Here is a 22,022-nt window from a genome sequence, read left to right as displayed (position 1 = left end):
TCAGCGCCCGGCCAACGCGCGGGATTCCGCACGGATGCGGATCGTCAGCACGCAGGCGTTCAGGATGGTGAAGAGGGCCGCGACCCCCCACAGGCCCAGGACCATCGGCGCCACGATGATCTCGGCGATGACGACGGCATAGTTCGGGTGCGACATCCAGCGATAGGGCCCGCGTGCCACCAGCGGCGCGTCCAGCACGATGATGCGCGTGGTCCAGCGCGGCCCCAGGCTGGCCAGCACCCAGACCCGCAGACCCTGCAGGACCACGAAGGCGGCAAGCCATCCGGGGTGGACCGGGTTGGACCATCCCCAGATGCAGATGGCCGCCAGCCAGGCTGCGTGCATCGCGACGATCAATGGATAGTGCCCCGCCCCATGTTCGACCGCCCCCTGCGCCAGCAGGCGGCGGGTGTTGCGCCGGGCGACAAGCAGTTCGGCCCCGCGCTGCAGCAGCAGGAAGGCGATGAAGGCCAGGGACGCGGCGTGATGCTCCATCCTACTGCACCGTGATCGGCAGGACCGACAGTGTGAAGCCCGGCCCAAGCGCCATGGCCAGCAGCGATCCGCGCGTGCCCGCGCGCAGCACCTGTTCCAGGACGAACAGGACGGTCGGGGCGGACATGTTGCCGTTCTGCGCCAGGACCCGGCGTTCGACGTCCAGCGACCCCTCCGGCAGGGACAGCGTGGTCTCCAGCGCGGTGATGACCTTGGCGCCGCCCGGGTGGCAGACGTGGCGGTCGACCGGATGATCCCGGATCAGGCCGTCCAGCGCCGTCCGCAATTCCGCCTCGGCAAAGCTGGGAATCGATCGGTCGAAGACGACGCCCAGGCCGTTTTCCTCGACCGTCCAGCCCATGATGCCCAGGGTGTCGGGCCACATGTGCTGGCGGCCCCGTCCGATCCGGGGGCGTGCATCGTCGGCCGCGTTGCCCGCGCGCAGGACGACCGCCGCGGCCCCGTCGCCGAACAGGGCGGTGGCGATGATGTCGGCCTTGGCGAGCCGGTCCAGGCGAAAGAGGACGGTGCACGTCTCGACTGCGACCATCAGGACCACGGCGCCGGGGCGGGCGGCCGCCAGGTCGGCGGCGATGGACAGACCCGACACGCCCCCCGCGCAGCCCAGGCCAAAGACCGGCACGCGCATCGCGTCGGCGCGAAAGCCCAGGTCGCGCGCGGTCAGTGCCTCCAGCGTCGGCGTCACGATCCCGGTCGAGGACACGGTGACGATGATGTCCACCTGGTCCGCCCGCAGCCCCGCCTGGTCCAGCGCCAGCCCGGCCGCGACGCGAAACAGTGCCGCGGCCCCTTCGGCATAGGCGCGGGTGCGGTCGACCCAGCCATGGGGCTGCCGGAACCAGTCCAGCGGCACGACGGAATGCCGCGTGTCGATGCCGGCGTTCTGGAACGCCGGCGCAAGCCGGTCGAACTGAGAGAAGCGCGATTGCAGCAAGGCGCGCGATTCCGTCACGATATCGTCCTGGCGCAGCAGGTTGGGCGGGACGGCGGTGGCGATGGACAGCAGCCGGGGTCGGTCGTCTTCGGTCCAGGGGGTCATGCGGGTCCTGTCGTCGGGGTTTCGGGCACGACCAAAGCGGACAGGCGCACCAGGGATGCAGGGGGTTCATCCATGCAACGCGCAAGGGGCGCGAAAGGTGCCCGGCCCGCGTGCATGGCGGGCCGGGGGCAGGGGCTAGCGCAGGACGTAGTCGACCTGCGATCCGTCCTCGGCCGCAAAGCGGACATGGACCAGCGTCGCGCCTGCGTACCACAGGTCGCGGTTCAGCCCGCCGCGCAGTGCGTAATGCGTGGCAGCGACCGTGCCCGAGCCGGTGGCCACGTTTTCTGTGCCAAGGTTGCTGACGCTGATCGGGTCGGTGCTGCCGTCGATGGTGTTCAGCACTGCCGATGACCGCACCATGTCGGCGTTCCACAGGCTGGCCGGGATCAGCGAGGTCGCACCGACCCGGATGTCATGCGGCGTGCCGTTGTCATCCGTGCGCGAGGCCAGGCCGGCCAGCTGGCCACCACGCCAGGTCTCGGTGCTGGTCTGGGAAAAGCGATAGGCGGCGACGCCGATCACCGGGACCTTGACCTTGACGTCGGTGGCGATGTCCACGGTGAGGTCGTCGCCCGATCCGCGGAAGGTGACGACATAGTCGCCGATGTCGCGGTCCTTGCGGATCACGTCGAAGGCCAGGCGCCCCGATGCGGGGACGCTGGCGCCGGGGGATGCGATGGCGGCGGGGGCCAGGGCCAGCGCGGTCAGCAGCGACAGAAGGCGGGTCATGCGGGGTTTCATGTCAGATGGTTCCCATGCCGATGAACAGGTTGCGGTTGGCGTCGGCGATGGCGCGGCGGCCATGCATGACGCGGGTGTTGTCCAGGATTGCGATGTCGCCGTCCTGCCAGTTGATCTCATGCGTGACCTCCTCGGCCAGGGCGCGGATCTGCTCGATCTCCTCCGGGGTCACCTCGGTGCCGTCGGCCATCGCATAGCGGGGCGGCTGATAGTTGTGCGACGGACCCAGGACGGCATTGGCAAAGCCGCGCGTCTCTCCACCCAAGGCCGACGGGCGCACCGGGTCCAGCGTCAGGCGATAGGTCAGCGAGCCGTCCGGGTGCAGGGCAAAGTCCTGATCCGGGATCGCCGCCTTGAACTGCAGGACGTGTTCCATCGTGACCTGCGCCGGGTCCGAGATGGCCGGATGTTCGTTCGCCAGATAGCGTTTCCACAGCGCCTCGGGCAGGACGCGCTCGACGGTCATGCGCTGCGACCAGCGGGCCTTGAGCGCATCGTCGAACCGGTCCCAGACCGCGCGCCCGTCGCAGATGGTGGTCTGCGAGCCCTCGAAGGCGGCGGTCTGGGCAAAGAAGGTCACGATGTCGGGACAGCGGGGCGTGTTGCCGTTCTCGATATGCAGGCCGATGGGGCCCAGGCCCGCATCGACCATCTGCGTCGTGTCCGTGCTATGGCTGCGCGCCGGATCGAAGGTCACGCGGCGGCAGAGCGTCGTCACCACGCCCGAGAACGCCTCCATGTCCGGCTGAAAGCCGCGCAGCAGCGTCCAGCCGTCACGGGCCAGGTCCTCGCGGATGGTGGCCAGCAGGCCCGGATCGGTCAGGCCGCCCGGATGGTCGCGGTGGCGCAGGATATTGTAGCTCATGGGGATCCTCATCACTTGGGAAGGGTCGCGGCGGCGATGACCGCCGGGTCGCGGGCCAGGCGCATCAGCGCCCGGTCGATCAGGCCGGGGCGCAGGCGTTGGAGGGCCACGAACAACCGCTCGCGCGAGGCGGGCATCTGTTCGCGCCGACGCGCGGCGATGGCGCGCCAGGCATAGGCCGCGACGGCGTCCGGGCTGTCCAGGGTCATCGCCATCGGCCCGATCAGCGCGTCGAAGCCCTGCGCCGCATCGGTCCGCGTCGCGCGCGGCGCCAGATAGGTGACGGCGATCCGGCGCGGGGCCAGCTCGCGCCGCAGCGCGTCCGACCAACCGCGCAGTGCGAACTTGGACGCGGAATAGAGCGCGAAATACGGAAATCCGATATCGCCGAAGACCGAACCCACGTTCACGACCTGCCCCCGGCTGGCCGTCAGCGCGCCCAGCAGGTCGCGGGTCAGCGCCATGGGCGCGGCCAGGTTCACCGCCAGCGTGGCCGCGATCTGCGCGTCGCCGGCGGTGTCGGCGGCGCCCGAGGGCACCATGCCCGCATTGTTGATCAGAATGTCCAGACCGGTCATGGCCACCGCCTGCGCGATGGCGGCGCGCCCGTCGGGGGTGGTGACATCCGCGGGCAGGATCAGCGCGTCGCGCAGCCCCGCCGCGGTCTGTTCCAGCGGTCCTGCGCGGCGGCCGACCAGGATCACGCCGTGGCCCTGGCGGTCGGCCTGGACAGCCAAGGCCCGCCCGATGCCCGACCCGGCGCCGGTGATCAGGACCCTCATGCCGCCACCTCTGCATTGGCCGCCGCGGAACCGGGCAGCGGCACCAGCAGCGCCCCCGGACAGCGGGCGATGCGCGCGGCCACCTGCCGGTCGGCGGTGCCCGAGGCGCGGATCAGCCCGGCCTCGCGCGGGTCGGCGAAGACCAGCGTGTCGGGGCGGGCATAGTCGGGCAGGGCGGCCMGCCGCGCCGCCAGCGCCGCCATGTCCGGGCTGCCCGTGGCGGCCAGGACCAGCATCAGCCGGTCGTCCCCGGTCAGGATCAGGGCGGCCGCCGGGATGGCCGGATCGGCCAGGGCCGCGGCCTCGACCCATTCGGGCGTGATGTTGCGCCCCGAGGCGCGCAGGATCATCGCGTCGCGCCGACCCAGCACCGTCAGCCGCCCATTCGTCAGCCGGCCCAGATCGCCGGTCCGCCACGGTCCGCGATAGGGCGCATGGCCCAGATAGCCCGACATGACGGCAGGGCCGTCGACCACGATCTCTCCATCCTCGATGCGCAGGTCCACGCCGTCCAGGGGCAGCATCGCGGTGCCGCCTGCCGGCGTCATGGCCACGACCGATGACGCCTCGGACAGGCCATAGCCCTCGGCCACGGGCAGGCCCAAGGCGCGGGCCTCGGCCAGAAGGACCGGAGAGACCGGCGCACCCCCGACCGCGATATAGCGCAGGCTGTCCGGCGCGCGGGCGCCCTGCCGCAGGGCCGCGACCCACAGCGTCAGCTGGCGCGGGGCCAGCACGGTCACGGTCGGGCGGCAGGTCGCAGCGACGCGCGCCAAGGCGGTGCCGTCGCCGGTGAACAGGCAGGCCGCGCCCTCGGCCGCGATGACGGTTTCGGCGCCGATCAGCACCGGCACGAAGATGCCGCAGATCTGTTCCAGCAGCTGGGCCTGGGGCAGGACGGACAGATAGCGGTCCCGGGGCGTGGCCCCGATGGCCGCCGCCAACGCTCGGGTCTGGGCGGTCAGCTGGCGGTCGCCCAGCACCACGCCCTTGGGCCGCCCTGTCGTCCCGGAGGTATAGATCACCCGATCCGCCCCCCCGGCATAGGCCAGCGGCATTGCCGTGTCGGGTCGCGGCAGGCGGTCGATCAGGGCTGCGCCGGAATCGGCCAGCAGGTGATCGACCTGCCCGGCGGAAAAGAAGCCCGGCACCGGCACCACGCGGCACCCGGCCAAAGTCGCGGCCAGATCGGCGATGACATAGTCCAGCCCGACAAGGCGCAGACCGACGGTTCGGGGCCCGCCCGCGAAACCGGCGGCCGCATGACCGACGGCACGGGCAAGGCCGGCCCAGCTGATCGTGCGGTCACCGTCACGGAACGCGATGGCATCAGGCTGCTGCCGGGCATGGCGGGCGAGGGCGTCGAAGATCGGGATCATCGGGGGGAAACCTTGCTGAAGCTGCGGGAGGGGCGGGGCATGAAGCGCAGCGGTTCGGATCGTTCGGCCAGCGCGCAGACCCAGGGGTTCGTGTCGTAGTAGCGGCCCCAGCAGGCCGCATCGGGCAGGCATTCCGCCCGCGCCGGTGCCAGCGCCAGCAGCGGCACTCCGGTCCGCTGCAGCATCGCGACCAGGGCGGTCGTGGCCGTGAACAGGCCCCAGCTTTTGCCCTGCAGGCGGCCCTCGGCGGCGATGGCCTCGATCAGGGGCAGGGTGGCGATGGGGCGGGGGCAGGCCATCGACACGACCTCCAGGATGTCGTCGTCGTGAACCGCACGGCCGCTGCGTTCGGACAGCAGCTGCGCCACCGGCCGGTCCAGATAGACCTGTGAAAAGAACCCTGCCGCCGCATCGCGCAGGCCCGCCGCCCCCAGCACCGCGCCCGAAGCCGACCGCGCCACCGCCAGGGGAACCGCGGGCAGGGTCATGCGGGCGTCGAAGGCGTCATGGAAATGGCCTTCGATCATCAGGGCCGCGGCCTGCCAGCCGGGGTCCAGGGGCTGCAGGATCTGCATGTGCATGGCGTGGTCGGACAGGTGGCGCAGTACATGCATGGTGGGGCCTTTGCGTGGTTCGTGCCCATGATCTGACGGGCAAAGCTTGCAGCAGGCTTACAGACAGGGAAGCCATCATCACGACGCCGTGAGGCGTTCTTTTCCGTTGATCCGGCTCCCCCGTCCCGCCATGTCTTGGCGGAACGAAGGGAAATCGGATGCGTGTGCTGCTGATCGAAGACGAGGCCGATATCGCCGATGCGCTGGTCCGGTACCTGCGGGCGCAGGGTCATGCGGTCGATCATGCGCCGGACCTGGACACCGCGCGCGCGGCCTTGGAGGTTGCGGCCTTTGACGCGATCCTGCTGGACCTGGCGCTGCCGGACGGGTCCGGGCTGGTGCTGCTGCGCGAGCAGCGCCATCGCGGCAACCGCGTGCCGGTGATCATCGCCACCGCGCGCGACCAGATCACCGAACGCATCGCCGGGCTGGATGCGGGCGCGGACGATTACGTCGTCAAACCCTATGACCTGGCCGAGATCGAGGCGCGTCTGCGCGCCAATGCCCGCCGTGCATCGGGCGATCCGGCGACGGAAAGCCGGCTCGGCGGGCTGCGGGKGGACCGCGCCGGAGCCCGCCTGTTCAAGGACGAGACCGAGATCCGCCTGACCTCGCGCGAATGGGCGCTGTTCGACGCACTGCTGTCCGCGCGGGGCAGGGTGCTGTCCAAGCAGGTGCTGGAGGATCGCCTCTATGCCTTCGACGACGCCATCGAGGGGAACGCGGTCGAAGTCTATGTCTCGCGGCTGCGGGGCAAACTGGGGGCCGATGCGATCCAGACGCGGCGCGGCCTGGGATACCTGATCCCGTGACGCGGCCCTGGTCCCTGCGCGGCAGGCTGGTGCGCCGGGTCGTGCTGGGGGCCTGCGCCGCATGGCTGGCGGGGGTGGCGCACGCGCCTTGGGCGCCGGTCACCGCCGATGGCGGCCAGGACCTGCCCGGCTGGCGGGTCTTCCGCCTGGCCGATCCGGGGGGTGATCTGGTCGTCGAGGTCGGCCACACCACCGCCTGGCGCCGCGACGAGTTGCGCGAAAGCCTGACCTGGCTGGTGGGGTTGATGCTGCCGGTGCTGCTGGCCGCACCCTTGGCGATCCGCGGGGCGGTCGGGTCTGCGCTGCGGCCCGCGACGCGCTTCGCGGGCGAATTGCGGCGGCGATCGGCCCAGGATCTGTCCCCCGTCGCGACCCCGGACCTGCCGATCGAACTGGACCCGATCCCGCAGGCGCTGAACGGCTATCTGGACACGATCCGCGCCCGGATCGATGCGGAACGCCAGTTCGCCACCAACGCCGCGCACGAGTTGCGCACGCCCATCGCCGCCGCGTCCGGCCAGGCGCAGCTGATCGCGGCGGGGCTTGCCGACGACGCGGCGGCGGGGCGGTTGGCGGGCGCGCTTTCCCGCATGGGCCACCTGGTCGAACGCCTGCTGCAGCTGTCGCGGGCCGAGGCGGGGGCGATGGGCGCGGGCCCGTGCGACCTGATCCGCGTGGCGCGGATGGTCATCGACGACATCGGCCAGCCGGTGATGTTCGACGACGGAGAGATGACGCAGGCCCCGGTGGCCGTCGATCCCGACGCGCTGGCGCTGATCCTGCGCAACCTGCTGCGCAACGCAGTCGACCACGGGACGGGGGACCTGCGGGTGCTGATTTCGGCGGGGCCGGCGTTGACGGTCAGCAATGCGGTAGGGCCGGGCGCGGCCTTTCGCCATGCCACCTTCGACAAGGGCGCGGGGTCGCAGGGTGCCGGGCTGGGCCTGGCCATCGTGACGCGCATGGCCGCGGCCCACGGGATTGCGATGCGCTATGCGATGACCGACACGCGCGCCCGCGTCACGCTGGATTTCGGGCCGGGGCCGGATGCCTGACGCCGCGCCCGGCGATGCGCATCAAGCGACCTTTTGTCTTTTGCGCGGGTCGGGCATATGCTGGCCCGATGGATCAGGGACAGACAGTGCAACAGCAGGATGAGGACGATCAGGGGACGGTGACCCCCGATCCCGCGGGCCCCATGCCCCCTGCACTGAAAAGCGACACGCGGCAGACCAACTGGCGCCGTGCCAACCTGCTGAAATACAGCGCCCATCTGGCGGTGCAGCGGGCGCTGGCCTCGGGGCAGCTGCAAAAGCGGCCCTGCGAGGTCTGCGGCGCAGAGACAGTCGATGCCCATCACGACCACTATGACCAGCCGCTGGCTGTGCGCTGGCTGTGCCGCACCCATCACGTCAAGCTGCACCATTACGGCGAGGACATGTTCCCCATCGGCAACACGCCCCGGGACCAGGACTGAGGGACGGCCCCGCAGCGGCCCCCCGTCCGGGGCGTCCCAAAGTCCCCGGCTCCCGGGCCGCGGCCGTCACCAGGCGTCATAGGCCAGATACTTGCCCGGCATCTCCCGCTTGACGCGGTCGCCCTTGGGGTTGATCTCTCGGATCACGGACATCTCGAAGTCGATGGCGGACATGATGCCAGTGCCGAACTTCTCCTCGATCAGCGCCTTGATGGTGGGGCCATAGACGCCCACGATCTCGTACAGGTATAGAGGCAGAGGTCCGTTGGCACCGCTTGGCTCCAGATCTTGGTGGGCGGTTCGGACAGCAGGTCGGCCGCATCGGCGGGCAGGTCCAGCGCCGTGACCAGTTCCTGCGCCTTGTCGAAGGGAAAGGCGTTCATGCCCATGCAGTCCGAATGCGTGAAGACCTGCGACATGCCGATGCGCTGGGCGATCCCCCGCAGGACAGGCCCTTGGCCTTTCTGGCGGCCAGGATCAGGGCGGTCACGTCCTCGCCGGTCAAGGTGTGGGCAATCTGGTATTTCATGGTCGTCTCCTTGCGGTGAAGGGGGTTACATGCCCAGGTCAGTCAGGCCAGGATGATCGGCAGGGCGCGGCCCTTGCGGCCAGCGGAACAGGCGGTCGGCATCGCCGATGGCGACGTCGTTGATCGAGGCGTGGCGTGCGGCCATTAGGCCCCCCGCGTCGAACTGCCAGTTCTCGTTGCCGTGGGACCGGAACCACCGACCTTCGGCATCGTGCCATTCATAACAGAACCGCACCGCGATGCGGTCGTGGGCGTGGCACCACAACGCCTTGATCAGCCGATAGTCCTGTTCGGCCTGCCACTTGCGGGCCAAGAACGCCTGCACCTGGTCGTGGCCATGCAGGAAGTCAGACCGGTTCCGCCAGACGGTGTCGGGCGTATAGGCCAGCGCGACGCGGGCCGGATCGCGGCCGTTCCACGCGTCCTCGGCCATGCGGACCTTGAGGATCGGGTCGTCGCGCGAAAGGGGCGGCACCGGCGGGCGGGTCATTCGGCGATGGCCCGCAAATGTGCCGGGACTGGTTCGGTCACGTCGATGCGCACCGGATCGGGGCGTTGCTCCGCCCCGCCCGAGGCCTGTCCCGCCAGTTCCGCCGACCGCCTGCCCAGGAACTGCACCAGGTGGTTGCGGATCGGATAGTAGTTCGGGTGATCGGCGATGTCGGTGCGCGCGCGTGGCCGCGGGATGGTGATCTGGACCGATTCCGCCACCCGCGCAAAGGGTCCGTTCGTCATCAGCATGATGCGGTCGGCCAGCAGGATCGCCTCGTCGATGTCATGGGTGATCATGAAGACGGTCTGGTTGGTGCCGCCCCAGATCTTCAGCAGCTCGTCCCGGATTGTGCCGCGGGTCAGCGCGTCCAGCGCGCCGAACGGCTCGTCCAAGAGCAGCAGCTTGGGGTGGTTGGCAAAGGCGCGGGCCATGGACACGCGCTGGCGCATGCCGCCCGACAGTTGGCTGGGCTTTCGGTGGATCGCCTCCGCGCTCAGCCCGACCATCGACAGGTACCGGGTCGCAACCTCGTCGACCTGTGCGCGGGTCCAGTCGGGATGGCGGGCGCGCACCCCGAAGCGGACATTGCCAAGCGCGGTCAGCCACGGCAGCAGCGCGTAGTTCTGGAAGACCACGCCGCGGTCCAGGCTGGGGCCGGAACTTTCGTCCCCGTCCATGGTCACGACGCCGGACGTGGTCTGCGCCAAGCCCGCCACGATGTTGACCACGAACCACCACACGGCGATCGAGACCGTCAGGACGGCCACCGCGACCTGCAGCCGGGTGCGGATGGCGCTCATGGCACCAGGGCGGTGCGAAGACAGTTCAGCTGCCAGATGCTGCGGGAGTAGATCACTTCGGTCTGGTACTGCCGGTCCGCGTCATAGGGATAGACGATCCACAGCGGTCCCTTGTCGCGAACCGAAATCTCGCGGTCGTCCATCAGATAGGCCACCAGCGGCACGTCCGGACCGATCTCGGCCAGGGGTATGCTGATGGCATAGTTGGTTATCGTGCACTTTAGCGTAGGATGGCGCTTCTGCCGGTCAGCTTGGTCCCTGTGTCGCGTCGGTGGCCGTGATCTCTATCCGGTGGTCCTTGGCCCACATCTGGCGACCCTATTGCACCGTGCCGTGCCTTGCGAGGAGTTGGTGCCGACGGCGGGATCGACGATCAGCTGATCGCCCCGAATGCTGAACGTGATCACGGGAATGTCCTTCTGCAGGGTTTTCCCGACCCTTAGGGATTTGCATGTTCTGCAAGGTTAACATCCCGCGCGACGCAGGCCTTTTTTGCCGGTCGTGGTTGACCGTGCGTTAATGTCGGGTCGTCCCGCCATCTTGTGCCAGAAGTCCGGCGCAGGACGCGCCGGAAGCCGGAATGCCGGATTGATCGGGCGCGGCCGGTTCGGGGGATGCATCCGGACCCGCGTCGGTTCGGCTCACCTGATGGTTGCATGTCCCGGTTCATGCCCCCGCGTCATCCTCCCGGATCGCCGTGCGAATGTCGGGAACGGTTTTGGGCGGGCGTGCCAGCCGCATCACCCGACGGTCAAGGGCCACTCACGACTGTGCCCAGTCCGATCGGACCGGGCACGGTGTTCCGTTCCAGCGGCGGCTGTGGAACCGCGGCCTATTGCGCGGCGCGCATCAGGCCTGTGGACCAGAACAGTGTTTCGCCGGAACTGTCGTCGGTGCCGTCATTGTCGGTGACCACCCAGCCCATACCGGCCGCGTCGATGGCGAACCCCTCGACTTTGTCCAGGACATAGCCGTTCTGCGCCTTGAGGTCGGGGATCAGATCGCGGACCAGCTCCTTGGTCACGACGGGCAGGGGGTCGCCCAGCTTTGCGGGCACCATCTCCGACAGCGGCACGCGGAACAGCGCCTTGAGCACGGCGGCGTCGCCGATCAGATTGTCGCGTTCGATCAGATAGGCCCAGTCACCGTCGATGGCGATTTCCGAAAGGCCCGTCCAGCCGTCGCCCGCAGGGTCCAGCGGATAGGCGACGGCGCCCCAGTCCTGCGTCAGCAGGTCATAGGAGACCAGCTTCACCTGGCCGGCGGGGTCGTCACCCCATTCGCGCTGGACGGCCATCCACAGGCGGTCACCCTGCCGGGCGATCCCCTCGAACCCATAGCGGTCCTCGTGGGCCAGCAGTTCGGCGGGCAGGCCGATCTCCTCCTGGATCTCGCCCTGGGCGTCGACATGGATGATGGCATGGGGGATCAGGCGGTCGCTGCGACCCTCGGACGCCAGCCAGAAGCCGCCCTGACCGTCGGGCGTGATGCCCTCCAGGTCCAGCTTCTGCGCCGGATCACCGTTTCGGGTCACGATCGTCTTGGCGGTGACCCGCGCGGGTGTCCGCGTGGCGTCGATGGCATGGATCGCGGGCTGCGCGCCATAGGCGCTGTCCGACACGGCGAACAGCTGGCCCGGTGCATCACCCGCGGCCAGGCCCGACAGCGCGCCCCATCCGATCAGCCCGTCCGCGCCCTCCGCGGTGATCGTCGGATAGCGGGGGGGACCGTCGGTTGCGCCGAACAGCATGACGTGGGCGCGCGCGCCGCCCTCTGCGCCCAGATCGGCCTCGTTGGCGGTGACCAGCAGGTCGCGGGCGGGCAGGGCCACGATGCCTTCGGGGCTGATGCCCGACGGCAGCAGTTGCGTCAGCCGCGGCGCCGCCAGGTCGCTGACATCGTAGACGCCGATCAGCGATCCCCGTTCCGAGACGACAAAGACATGCGGGATGCCCCCAAAGGTCGCGACCTCGATCGATTCCGGTTCGACACCCTTGGCGTCCGAGCGCTTGTCGGGATAGTGGCCCGCCCGGATGACCGCGTGTTCGAAGCTGCTGCCCGAGTCGTAGACGACCGTGCCGTCGCGGTGAAAGATGCTCCATCCGCGCGACCCGCCCTGATAGTCGCCCTCGTTCGCGGTGGCGAAATGGTCGGCGTCGATCCACTTGACCGCATCGGGTTCGCGCGGAACGTCCGTCAGCGCCCCGTCAAAGGTCAGCGCGCCGTCGTCGCGCGTGTCAATGTCGTCAAGGCTGACCGTGCCAGCGCTGAAATGCGCGGCGATGGTGCCGTCCGCGCCGATCACGACGACATGGTTGTTTTCCTGCAGGGTGACGACGATCTCTCCCGCGGCGTTGATGTCGACATATTCCGGCTCGGGGTCGTCGGGGGCGATGTCCGCCAGACCGGTCAGGTCGATGCGGGTCTGCCCGTCGCAGTCCAGCGTGCCGTCGGTGACGGCCAGCGTGACCACATGGCCCGCGGGCATCTGCGGCAGGGCACCGTCGTTCAGGTCCTCGTCGCGCTGATTCTCGATCGCGACGGCCAGAAAGCTGCCGTCATCGGCACGGGCGACCGCATCCGGCTGCCCGCCCAGGTCGCAGGATGCCAGCACAGCGCGGGTCTTCAGGTCCAGCACCCGCAGCTGCCCCGAGGGTTCGGTGAACGAGGTCGACGTGTCCACGCCCACATACACGCGGTCGTCGATGATCACGGCGGTCGTGGGTTCCCCGTCCATCGGCACGGTGCCCAGGGGCAGGGGGGCGGCCGGGTCGGTGATGTCCAGAAAGCCCAGCACCCCAAGCGGGCTGTCGGAATAGACCAGCGTGTTGCCATCTTCGGAGGCCGAGATGATCTCGGCCGATGTCGGGCGCGACCGGTCCTCCCCCGCGGGCATGTTGTCGGGCGTGGCGAATGTCGCGATCCGGTCGAAGGTGGTCTGGGCCATCGCAGGCATGGCCGTGGCCAGCGCGACGGCCGAGGTCAGAAGGGCAAGTCTTTGCACCGTGGAATCCCCCGTTTTGGTTCGGGGTCCTCTTTGATCACGGTCGGTGACGGCCTTGCGACAGTCTGATGGCGCTTGTGCGACAGGGGCGGGCGGTCATGGCCCGTCCGGCGGCGGCGCCCGTTCCGGGCCGACCGGAGGAGGGGCGCCGGTAAAGCCGGCCATATGGTCGTCCAAAGCGCGGCCGAACGCATCGCGCCCCGTCCCGCGTGCGACATAGGCGGCCAGGTTGGGGTGGTCGTCCAGCATCCCGTCCGCCATCCGCAAGACCGACACCATCAGCAGATCGCCCGGCCCGAATTCGCCGCCGAACCAGTCCGCCGTGCCAAGCCGGTCCGACGCCTCGTGCAGGCGCTCGTCGATGCGGGCCATGACCGCGGGCAGGCGGGGTGCGGACCAGGGCGCGTCGGCCTCGAACAGCATGGCCATGGCGTGGTCCATGAACGGCGGTTCCAGCGTGTTCAGGGCGGCGAATGCCCATTCCAGCTGCATCGCCCGCGCCGCCGCCGTGCCTGGCATCAGGCCGGGGAAGCGTTCGGCAATGTGCCAGACGATCGCGCCGCTTTCGAACAGGATCAGGTCACCATCCTCCAATGTCGGCACTTGGCCGAAGGGCTGGCGCGCCCGGTGCGGCGGCCGCTTCTGCGCGCCTTGGGACAGCAGGCGCACGGCATAGGGCTGGCCTACCTCCTCCAGCGCCCACCGGACGCGCAGGTCACGGACCTGGCCCCTGGCGAAGTCCGGAACCCAGTCGAAGGCGGTGATGGTGATCGGGGCCGCGGGATCAACCGGCATGGCGGCCCCCCGCATCCTGCATGTCGGGGGGGCCGTCCCGCGTCGCGGCGGGGTCCATCCACACCGTCTCCCACCCGTGGCCGTCGGGGTCGTCGAAGGCACCGCCATACATGAAGCCCTGGTCCTCGACCTGGCGCGTGTCGTGCCCGCCCGCCTCGCGGGCGCGGCGGTGGATGTCGTCGACGGCCGCGCGGCTGTCGAAGGTCAGGCATAGAAGCACGCCCGACTGGGTACGGGCGTCAATGATGCGCTTGTCGGTGAAGGTGGCGTAGAAGGCGTGATCCAGCAGCATCACGTGGATCGCGTCGGACCAGACCATGCCGCTGGCCTGTTCGTTCGAGAAGGCCTCGTTCTTTGTAAAGCCGATCGCCTCGTAAAAGGCGGTCGCCCGCGTCACGTCCGTGACGGGCAGGTTGACGAAGATCATCCGGGTCATCGATTCGCTCCTCCTGTGCTGTTGACAGGATGGGGGTGCTTGGTTACCTGAGGCAACCATGAAGTTACAAAAAGAAACCATCAGGCCGGAACCCGCCCATGGCCGCTGGTACGACGATGCCTGCGGCAGCGCGTTCGGCATGGAGTTGCTGGGCGAACGCTGGACCCTGCTGATCCTTCGCGAACTGATGTTCGGGCCGCGCCGGTTCACCGACCTGCGCGCGGACCTGCCCGGCATCAGCGCCAAGATCCTGACCGAACGGCTGGCCGGGATGGAGCGCAGCGGCATCCTGGCCCGCATCACCCTGTCCGACCCGGTGCCCGCGCAGGTCTATCAGCTGACGCCCTGGGGCCGGTCGGCCGAACCCATCCTGCAGGAGATCGGGCGGTGGGCTGCCGCCTCTCCGCTGCATGACCCGACGCTGCCCCTGTCGGCAGCGTCCTTCATCATGTCCCTGCGGACCATGCTGGATCGCCAGGCGGCCGCGGGGCTGTCCCTGACGGTGGCGATCACCATCGGCGGCTCCTCCTTTGGCCTGCGTCTTGAACAGGCGTGTCTGGACGTCACCCGCGGGCTTCCCGACGCGGCCGATCTGGTCTTCGAGGCGGATGCGGCACCCCGTATGGCCGCGCTGTTCTATGGCAAGGTCGCMCCTGAAACCGCCGGCGTGACCTGCAGGGGCGCGGCTTGCGACCTGCGTCGCTTCATGGACCTGTTCAATCTTCCAGAAAAATTCGCCCCGGCGAATGTTGCGGATTGATATATGCAAAGCGACCCGGCTCGATTGCGAAATGACGGCCGAAACTGCCAATATATATATATATTGACGTATTGTGACGGGGGTTAATGGATAAATCCGCCGTTTGAGATTGCGGCGGGAAATTAATAATACAAATAGACTACAGCACCTTAGCGCCGCGCGACGCCCGCTGTGGTTGTCTGCGCAATCTTTTTGCGCGCGGGCCGGTCGATCGCGGGACTGTTGTCACAGTCACGGACATGTCTTATTCCCGCAATCGATGCCGAACCTGTATGCTTTTCGCAATATTATCGTGCGAACGATTCAATTTCCGGTCGGTGCGGTGCGGCACGATGAATGATGCCCGTTTTGACGCATGGAGTATTTAATGAGCTGTTCCCATGACCTGCCGGTGCGCAACCTTGTCACGTCGGCGAAGAGCATGCGGTCTGTCATGACGGAACGGACGTCGACGACCCGCCCCGTTGGAAACGTCTAGGACCGTGGCATATAGCGACCACAAGGATGATCAGGTGAATTTCAGCCAGTTCCTTTTCCAGACGTCCTTTCCGTTCGACGATTTGCGTCGGTCCGCCCTGCACCGCGCAATGGGCGCCCCCACCCGATCGTGGCCGGCTTCCGGCCTTTTGGATCATCTTCAACGATCGGCATGCCCATGACCGGCGCTGCAACGTGGAGGCACGCATCCATCGCGGATGGCAGCCGGTTTGACGCGATTGTCGTGGGCTCTGGCGCGGCAGGTGGCGTCGCCGCAACCGCGCTGGCCGAGGCGGGGATGCGCGTGGCGGTCCTGGAGGCCGGTGATGCCGGGCCCGGCCGCATCAACCCCGTGACCAAGGCCCTGACGGCCGTGGCCCGGTTCCTGGACAGGACCAGGGCCGAAAGCCGGATGCCGCCCAGCCTGGCCCGCTTTGGCGAACGCGCCTTTCGGCTGTTGGGCCGCGCTCGCCAGCCGGTCCAGTCGCGTTGCTTTGCCTGGGCGATGGCCCCCAACGTGCTGGTCGACGACCGCGACTGTCCCTACCAGACCGAGGATGGCAGCCAGTTCCTGTGGTTCCGCGCCCGCCAGCCGGGGGGGCGCATGACCGTTCCCGGCCATGGGCGCCAGTACTACCGTCTGTCCGGCATGAAGTCGGATGGCTCGAACAGCGCCGACAATGCCTGGCCCTTCGCGCTGGAGGATGTCGCCGACTGGTACGGATGGGTCGAGGACAAGCTGCAGTTGCGCGGCGGCGATCAGGCCGTTCCCGGCCCGGACACCAGCCGCCTGGCCGGCGTCCTGCAGCCCACCCCGTCCGAGCAGGCGATCATCGGCGCGATCCGGTCCAGATGGCCGCGGGCACGGCCGGTGCTGGGCAATTTCGCGCCGCCCCTGTCATGGCTGGACATTGCGGCCGGCACGGGCCGCATGGCGTTCCAGGCCGGCGCCGTGGTGCGCCGCGTCCTGAAGGATCCGTCGGGCGCGGTCAGCGGGGTCGAATGGATCGACGGCCGCACGGGCGCGGTCCGGACCGTCCACGCGCCGGTCGTGTTCCTCTGCGCCTCGGCGATCGAGAGCACGCGCATTTTGCTGCTGTCGCGGTCGGTGGGCGATGATGCGGGCATCGGGACGGAATCGCCCGCCCTGGGCCGTCACCTGATGGACCATGCGGTCATGAGCGGAACCGGATATCGCGCCGGATCGGACGACGTCCTGCCCGAACAGGCCGAGCCAGGCCGCTGCATCCACATTCCGCCCGACCCGTCGCTGCATCCGTCGATCAGCATGCAGATCCATGTCCATCCCCGTCCCGACGGGGCCGCGCGGGTCGACATCGTCTCGTTCGCCGAGATGCTGCCCGACCCGTGGAACCGGGTGACGCTGTCGCCGTCGCAGACCGACCGGTACGGCATCCCGGTCCCGGTGATCCGCTTCCGCCATTCGGCGGAACAGCGCGCCCTGGCGGACCGTCAGGCGCAGATCATCCGCGAGCTGTCGGCGGATATCGGTCTGACGGACGTGATCGTAAACACCGACCTGTCACCCGGCGGCACCAGCGTGCATGAATGCGGCACGGCGCGGATGGGGACCGACCCCGCGACATCCGTCGTGGACATGCACAATGAATGCTGGGACGTGCCGGGCCTTTATGTCACGGACGGGGCGTGCTTTCCGCGCCAGCATGTCCACAACCCGACCCTGACGATGATGATGCTGACCGCACGCGCCGCGGCGCATGCGGCCGCCCGCTGATCAGCGCTGGCCCGCAAGCTTGCGGGCCACCATCGCCATCAGCGGGGTGGGATAGCGCATCCCAAGCGTGACGATGCAGGTCCGGTCCAGAATCTCCAGCGTGCGGGCGCACATGTCGGGTGTGTATTCGATGTCGCGCTTGGCCCAGGCCCAGGGGTTCATCTTGGGATGGAAGGTCCGCTTGTTCAGGATCGGCTCCCAATTGGTGTACAGGTGCTTGGAGCTGTCGCGCAGGCGGTTGTGCACGCCCCGGCGGCCGGTCAGCTCGATCGCCTTCTCTCGGGTCGGGGCCAGGATCGACAGGCTGACGGCCGAAGCGGGATCGTTGTGCGGGGTGACCCTGAATTCGCTGCTGTGCTGCAGGATATCGGCCAGGACGGCGCGGCGCTTTTGCATCCGGCGCAGCATGGGGACCACCTTCTTCAGCTGGACGCGCAGCATGGCGCCGTCCATCTCGGTGACCTTCATGTTCATGCCGACGAATTCGGGCTCGTTCAGCCGGTCGCCGTGCTGGCGTACCATCGATCCCAGATCGTGATAGCTGCGCGCGCGGATGAAATAGCGTTCGTCGCTGGTCAGGACGGCCCCGCCTTCACCGATGTTCATGTTCTTCATGCGGTTGAAGCTGAAGACGCCCAGATCGCCGATCGCCCCGCAATGCCGGTCCTTGTATCGGATGCCCACGGCCTGGGACGAATCCTCGATGACGATCAGGCCGTGCTCCTTGGCGATCGCCATGATCGCGTCCATGTCGCAGGGCGCGTTGACCATGTGCACGGGGATGATCGCGCGGGTATAGGGGGTGATCTTGGCCCGGATGTCCTCGGGGTCCATGGTCAGCGTCTCGTCGATGTCGACCAGGATCGGCACGGCCCCGACCTGCACCGGCGCGGCGGCGGTCGCCATCCAGGTATAGGCCGGCACCAGCACCTCGTCGCCCGGACCGATCCCGGCGGCGGCCAGGGCCGCGACCAGCGCGCTGGTCCCCGAATTCACGGCCAGCACATGCGCGGCGCCGGTCTGGGCGGCCATCTCGCGTTCGAACAGGGCCGTCCGGCTGGCCCCGCTGTCATAGCGCAGCAGGCTGCCGCTTGCGATGGCGCGGCCGACCGCGAACCACTCTCTCAGACCGACGTCAGGCACTGTCCGCTCCGTATGCGATGGGCGCTGGATTGCGCGCCGTGCACCATCCCGCGCCAGGGCCTGCAGGGCAAGGGGAAGATGCCGAATCCACCCGGTTATCGATGCTGCGGCGGCCCGTTCCGCCCCCCACAATGGCGTGATTCCACTTGCGGTGGCGAGGCGGGGCCGTCGCACAGCGCGGGCGGGCCTGCCCGACTTTGGTGGCAGCGCGGCGCGGCCCGGCTGGCCATGATGGGAAAGCCGCTGCACCATCTGCAAGCAATCCGAGGGGCGCTCATGGACGATCATGCTGATGTCGATCTGGCCCGCGCCAGTGTCAGGGCCGTGGCCGACGACGTGGCGGGGACGCTGGTGGGCCACGACTGGCTGGTCGAACGTCTGCTGATCGCGTACCTGACCGGCGGCCATGTCCTGCTGGAGGGGCCGCCGGGCATCGCCAAGACGCGCGCGGTCAAGCAGCTGGCGGCGCGTCTGCCGGGCGAGCATGCGCGCATCCAGTGCACCCCCGACCTGCTGCCGTCGGATCTGACCGGCAGCCAGGTCTTCCGTCCCGAGACCGGCGGCTTCGACTTTCTGCCCGGCCCGGTCTTTCACAACATCGTCCTTGTGGACGAGATCAATCGCGCGCCCCCCAAGGTCCAGTCGGCCCTGCTGGAGGCGATGGCCGAAGGGCAGGTCACCACCGGCGGCGTGACACGCTCCCTGCCGCATCCCTTCATGGTCGTGGCCACCCAGAACCCGATCGAGCATGAAGGGACCTTTCCGCTGCCCGAGGCGCAGATGGACCGCTTTCTGCTGCACCTGCGGCTGGACCTGCCGGGCGCCGAGGACGAACGCGCCATCCTGGACCTGGTCGAGGCCGAGGGCCGGGGCAGCATGGCGGCCGTGCTGTCGCAGGTGACGGCCGCGGACCTGGATCGCGCGCGCTTGCAGGTCGCGGGGGTGACGTTGGCCCCCGTGCTCAAGGATTTCATCATCAGGCTGGTTTTGGCGACGCGGCCCGGCGGGGTGCTGGCAGAGGCGGTCGAACACCCGGTCTCTCCGCGCGGGACGCTGGCGCTGGCCGCGGCGGTGCGCGCGCGCGCCTGGCTGCAGGGCCGCGATCACGGCCTGCCCGAGGACGTGCAGGCCCTGGCCCCCGATGCCTTGGCCCACCGGCTGGTCCCGAACTGGAAGGCCGCCAGCGAAGGGCAGGACGGCCGCCGTCTGATCGCCGAGGCGCTGCGCCAGGTGGCCCCGTGGTAGGGGCGCCATGAGCGGCTGGCGGTCCGCGCCCGGCATCGCCCTGACGCTGGAGGCGCTGGTCGACCTGCAGGCGGGGCAGGGCGCCATGCCCCGGCAGCGACCCATGGCACGGCGGGCGGGGGTCATGGCCTCGCGCCATCCGGGCAGCGGCATGGACCTGAGGGAGATCCGCGCCTATGTCCCTGGCGACGATCCGCGCCGGATGGACCCTTCGGCCAGCGCGCGCACGGGCGTGCCGCATGTGCGCGCCCTGCACGAGGATCGCGACGACATCACGCTGCTGATCGCCGATCTGCGCGGGCCGATGCTGTGGGGCACGGGCGACGCGCTGCGATCGGTGCGCGGCGCGCGGCATCTGGCGGGGCTTGGCTGGCAGGCGGTGGCGCGCCAGGGTGCGGTCGGCCTGATCGTCGCCGAAGGGGCGGGGGTCCGCGTGTTGCCGCCCGCGACCGGCGCGGGCCATATGCTGMCCCTGTGCCGCCTGCTGGTCGACCGCCATGCCGCCGCCCTGGCCGATCCCTCCGGCACGGCGCCCCTGACCGAGGCGCTGTCCCTGGCCGCCCGCACCGCGCCGACGGGCGCCCATGTCGTCCTGGCCACCCTGCCCGATGGTTGGCAGGGGGCCGATGCCGCGCTGTCCCGCCTGGCCCGCGGCCGCCGGGTGGAGGTCGCGCTGATCCTGGACCCGCTGGAGACCGCGCCACCCGCCCGCCCGCTGCCCGTCCGACAGGGCGGCGCCACTCGGCTGCTGCGTCTGCAGCCCGCCGATCTGGGTGGCCAGACCGACCGCCTGGCCGCGATGGGCGCCGTTGCGCGACGGGTCGAGCCGTGACGCCTGAGGCGATGACCCATGACCAGCTGATGCAGGCCCTGTCCCCGGTCCGCCTGCCCACGCCGATGGCCATCCTGTCGACGGCAGAGATGGCCGCGCTTCTGGCACTGGGCATCATCGCGGGGCTGGTGCTGGCCTTGGCGGTGCTGCCCTTCACGCGCCGTCGGGCGGCCCGCCCGCGTTTGCGCGTGGCGGCGCTGCGGGGGCTGCCGGTGCCGGACCGCCTGCTGGCCATCGCCCGCATGCTGGGCAATCTGCCCGCGGCGCTGCGCCCGGCCGCCTATGGCGCGGCCCCACCACCGTCCGACCGCCGGATCGAGGCGATCGCCCGCGGCGCCCGGCTGCGCCGTCCGTGGCGCAGATGAGCCTGGCCACACCCTGGCTGCTGGCGCTGCTGCCGCTGCCGCTGCTGCTGCGCTGGCTTCTGCCGCCGGTGGTCCGGCCCCGTGCCGCGCTGGACGTGCCCGACCACCTGTTGCCCCATGCCACGCCTGGCAGCCTGCCGCCGCTGCACCGCGCCCCGTGGCTGGCGGCCGCGGCCTGGGTGCTGCTTGTCATCGCCCTGGCGGGGCCGCAGGTGGAACGCCAGGCCCAGGTGGTTCCCGCCAGCGGGCGGGACATCGTCCTGGCGCTGGACCTGTCGGGCAGCATGGAGCAGGCCGATTTCACCCTGGACGGTCAGCCCGTCAGCCGCCTGGATGCGGTCAAGCGCACCGCCCGCGCCTTTGTGCAAAGCCGGACGGGCGACCGGATCGGCCTGGTGATCTTCGGCGGACGCGCCTATGTCGCGGCGCCGCTGACCTTCGATCTGAACGCCGTCGTGCAGGCTATCGACGAGGCGCAGATCGGCGTGTCGGGCCGCGGCACGGCCATCGCCGACGGCCTGGGCCTGGCGATCCGCAGGCTGCAGGACAGCACGTCACCCGGCCGGGTCGTGGTTCTGCTGTCGGACGGGGTCGACACCTCGGGCAGCGTGCTGGCGGTGGACGCGGCGCGCCTGGCGGCGTCGCACGGGCTGCGCATCCACACCATCGCCCTGGGCCCCGAGGACCTGGAGACCCGTCCCACCGCCCGCGACGCCGTCGACGTGGCGACCCTGCGCGCGGTGGCCGAAACCGCGGGGGGCGCGCTGTTTCGCGTGCGCGACACCGCCGACCTGACCGCGATGGCGCAGGCGCTGGACCGGCTGGAGCCCAGCCCGGGCGAACGGCCGCCGCTGCGCTATTGGCGGTCGCTGTGGATCTGGCCCGCGATGCTGTGCGCCGCCTGCCTGATGCTGGCCGCGATCCGGAGGCAGGAATGACCGGCGCGCTGCTGCTGCGGCCGTGGTGGCTGGCGGGTCTGGTGCCGCTTCTGGCGCTTGCGTGGTGGCTGGACCGTCGCGGGCCGTCCGCTGGCGGGTGGGAACAGGTCATGCCGGCGCACATGCTGGCCGCGATGCGCGCACTTGGCGCCTTGGGCGGCAGCACCGGCCGGTGGGGTCCGCTGCTGCCCGTGGGGGCGGCGGCGCTGCTGGTGCTGGGC

Annotated in this window: 25 protein-coding genes and 1 pseudogene; 10 read left to right on the top strand and 16 right to left on the bottom strand. The window is 69.6% G+C overall.

All coding sequences use genetic code 11. The features are described from left to right. From GBO37_RS07480 to GBO37_RS07450, 7 genes are all read right to left on the bottom strand, one after another. Positions 1-495, bottom strand: coding sequence for an isoprenylcysteine carboxyl methyltransferase family protein (locus tag GBO37_RS07480; RefSeq protein WP_252928162.1), 495 nt, complete (start codon positions 493-495; stop codon positions 1-3). A gap of 1 nt (position 496) precedes the next feature. Then, positions 497-1,555, bottom strand: coding sequence for a type III polyketide synthase (locus GBO37_RS07475; protein ID WP_252928160.1), 1,059 nt, complete (start codon positions 1,553-1,555; stop codon positions 497-499). A gap of 135 nt (positions 1,556-1,690) precedes the next feature. After that, on the bottom strand, positions 1,691-2,287 hold the full coding sequence (locus tag GBO37_RS07470; RefSeq protein ID WP_252928158.1) for a DUF6134 family protein: 597 nt from the start codon (positions 2,285-2,287) through the stop codon (positions 1,691-1,693). Between the two features lie 13 nt (positions 2,288-2,300). Beyond that, a complete protein-coding gene (locus GBO37_RS07465; protein ID WP_252928156.1) occupies positions 2,301-3,164 on the bottom strand; it encodes a TauD/TfdA family dioxygenase in 864 nt (287 codons plus the stop codon). Positions 3,165-3,175: 11 nt separating this feature from the next. Beyond that, the gene (locus GBO37_RS07460; protein WP_252928154.1) at positions 3,176-3,946 is read right to left on the bottom strand and encodes an SDR family NAD(P)-dependent oxidoreductase; all 771 of its coding nucleotides are present in this window, start codon (positions 3,944-3,946) and stop codon (positions 3,176-3,178) included. Further along, positions 3,943-5,325: an AMP-binding protein gene (locus GBO37_RS07455; protein WP_252928152.1), complete on the bottom strand. Its 1,383-nt coding sequence runs from the start codon at positions 5,323-5,325 to the stop codon at positions 3,943-3,945. The genes GBO37_RS07460 and GBO37_RS07455 overlap by 4 nt, the downstream gene beginning before the upstream one ends. Further along, positions 5,322-5,939, bottom strand: a complete 618-nt coding sequence (locus GBO37_RS07450) for a thermostable hemolysin (protein WP_252928151.1) — start codon at positions 5,937-5,939, stop codon at positions 5,322-5,324. Before GBO37_RS07450 ends, GBO37_RS07455 begins: the two co-directional genes overlap by 4 nt. 158 nt (positions 5,940-6,097) lie before the next feature. Between GBO37_RS07450 and GBO37_RS07445 the strand changes: the two genes are divergently transcribed. From GBO37_RS07445 to GBO37_RS07435, 3 genes are all read left to right on the top strand, one after another. After that, the gene (locus GBO37_RS07445; protein ID WP_252928149.1) at positions 6,098-6,751 is read left to right on the top strand and encodes a response regulator transcription factor; all 654 of its coding nucleotides are present in this window, start codon (positions 6,098-6,100) and stop codon (positions 6,749-6,751) included. After that, on the top strand, positions 6,748-7,806 hold the full coding sequence (locus tag GBO37_RS07440) for a histidine kinase dimerization/phospho-acceptor domain-containing protein (RefSeq protein ID WP_252928148.1): 1,059 nt from the start codon (positions 6,748-6,750) through the stop codon (positions 7,804-7,806). Before GBO37_RS07445 ends, GBO37_RS07440 begins: the two co-directional genes overlap by 4 nt. An 86-nt stretch (positions 7,807-7,892) precedes the next feature. Next, a complete protein-coding gene (locus GBO37_RS07435; protein ID WP_252928146.1) occupies positions 7,893-8,228 on the top strand; it encodes a hypothetical protein in 336 nt (111 codons plus the stop codon). Positions 8,229-8,294: 66 nt separating this feature from the next. On the opposite strand, the gene GBO37_RS07430 is transcribed toward GBO37_RS07435, so the two are convergent. The 8 genes from GBO37_RS07430 to GBO37_RS07395 all read right to left on the bottom strand — a co-directional run bounded on the left by GBO37_RS07430 (position 8,295) and on the right by GBO37_RS07395 (position 14,285). Next, a complete protein-coding gene (locus tag GBO37_RS07430; RefSeq protein ID WP_252928145.1) occupies positions 8,295-8,462 on the bottom strand; it encodes a hypothetical protein in 168 nt (55 codons plus the stop codon). Further along, complete coding sequence (locus GBO37_RS21600; RefSeq protein WP_371927516.1) at positions 8,429-8,611, bottom strand: hypothetical protein; 183 nt, start codon at positions 8,609-8,611, stop codon at positions 8,429-8,431. Before GBO37_RS21600 ends, GBO37_RS07430 begins: the two co-directional genes overlap by 34 nt. Positions 8,612-8,782: 171 nt before the next feature. Further along, complete coding sequence (locus GBO37_RS07420) at positions 8,783-9,247, bottom strand: nuclear transport factor 2 family protein (RefSeq protein ID WP_252928142.1); 465 nt, start codon at positions 9,245-9,247, stop codon at positions 8,783-8,785. Beyond that, on the bottom strand, positions 9,244-10,050 hold the full coding sequence (locus tag GBO37_RS07415) for an ABC transporter ATP-binding protein (RefSeq protein WP_252928141.1): 807 nt from the start codon (positions 10,048-10,050) through the stop codon (positions 9,244-9,246). The genes GBO37_RS07420 and GBO37_RS07415 overlap by 4 nt, the downstream gene beginning before the upstream one ends. Next, on the bottom strand, positions 10,047-10,205 hold the full coding sequence (locus tag GBO37_RS07410) for a hypothetical protein (protein WP_252928140.1): 159 nt from the start codon (positions 10,203-10,205) through the stop codon (positions 10,047-10,049). Before GBO37_RS07410 ends, GBO37_RS07415 begins: the two co-directional genes overlap by 4 nt. Before the next feature lie 677 nt (positions 10,206-10,882). After that, positions 10,883-13,006: an esterase-like activity of phytase family protein gene (locus GBO37_RS07405; protein ID WP_252928218.1), complete on the bottom strand. Its 2,124-nt coding sequence runs from the start codon at positions 13,004-13,006 to the stop codon at positions 10,883-10,885. Between the two features lie 144 nt (positions 13,007-13,150). Beyond that, on the bottom strand, positions 13,151-13,849 hold the full coding sequence (locus GBO37_RS07400) for a glutathione S-transferase family protein (RefSeq protein ID WP_252928139.1): 699 nt from the start codon (positions 13,847-13,849) through the stop codon (positions 13,151-13,153). Next, positions 13,839-14,285, bottom strand: coding sequence for a VOC family protein (locus tag GBO37_RS07395; RefSeq protein WP_252928138.1), 447 nt, complete (start codon positions 14,283-14,285; stop codon positions 13,839-13,841). The genes GBO37_RS07400 and GBO37_RS07395 overlap by 11 nt, the downstream gene beginning before the upstream one ends. Positions 14,286-14,343: 58 nt before the next feature. On the opposite strand from GBO37_RS07395, the gene GBO37_RS07390 reads away from it, so the two are divergent. Continuing rightward, positions 14,344-15,045: a helix-turn-helix domain-containing protein gene (locus GBO37_RS07390; protein WP_252928137.1), complete on the top strand. Its 702-nt coding sequence runs from the start codon at positions 14,344-14,346 to the stop codon at positions 15,043-15,045. 655 nt (positions 15,046-15,700) lie between these two features. Next, a complete protein-coding gene (locus tag GBO37_RS07385) occupies positions 15,701-17,278 on the top strand; it encodes a GMC oxidoreductase (protein ID WP_045983193.1) in 1,578 nt (525 codons plus the stop codon). On the opposite strand, the gene GBO37_RS07380 is transcribed toward GBO37_RS07385, so the two are convergent. Next, positions 17,279-18,421, bottom strand: a complete 1,143-nt coding sequence (locus tag GBO37_RS07380; protein WP_045983192.1) for a DegT/DnrJ/EryC1/StrS aminotransferase family protein — start codon at positions 18,419-18,421, stop codon at positions 17,279-17,281. It lies immediately after the preceding gene. Between the two features lie 276 nt (positions 18,422-18,697). Between GBO37_RS07380 and GBO37_RS07375 the strand changes: the two genes are divergently transcribed. The 5 genes and pseudogenes from GBO37_RS07375 to GBO37_RS07355 form a co-directional block, all read left to right on the top strand. Then, on the top strand, positions 18,698-19,666 hold the full coding sequence (locus GBO37_RS07375) for a MoxR family ATPase (RefSeq protein WP_045983191.1): 969 nt from the start codon (positions 18,698-18,700) through the stop codon (positions 19,664-19,666). 7 nt (positions 19,667-19,673) lie between these two features. After that, complete coding sequence (locus GBO37_RS07370; protein WP_252928136.1) at positions 19,674-20,498, top strand: DUF58 domain-containing protein; 825 nt, start codon at positions 19,674-19,676, stop codon at positions 20,496-20,498. Continuing rightward, a complete protein-coding gene (locus GBO37_RS07365) occupies positions 20,495-20,863 on the top strand; it encodes a hypothetical protein (RefSeq protein ID WP_252928135.1) in 369 nt (122 codons plus the stop codon). Before GBO37_RS07370 ends, GBO37_RS07365 begins: the two co-directional genes overlap by 4 nt. Further along, positions 20,860-21,801: a VWA domain-containing protein gene (locus tag GBO37_RS07360; RefSeq protein ID WP_252928133.1), complete on the top strand. Its 942-nt coding sequence runs from the start codon at positions 20,860-20,862 to the stop codon at positions 21,799-21,801. The genes GBO37_RS07365 and GBO37_RS07360 overlap by 4 nt, the downstream gene beginning before the upstream one ends. After that, positions 21,798-22,022 (top strand): annotated as a pseudogene (locus tag GBO37_RS07355) (hypothetical protein); the annotation flags it as partial. The gene GBO37_RS07360 and the pseudogene GBO37_RS07355, both read left to right, overlap by 4 nt.

The sequence above is a fragment of the Paracoccus sp. 08 genome (assembly GCF_024105395.1).
GTDB lineage: Bacteria > Pseudomonadota > Alphaproteobacteria > Rhodobacterales > Rhodobacteraceae > Paracoccus > Paracoccus marcusii.
Note: the sequence above shows the minus strand (reverse complement) of the source record. Positions and strands in the feature narration are given on the sequence as shown.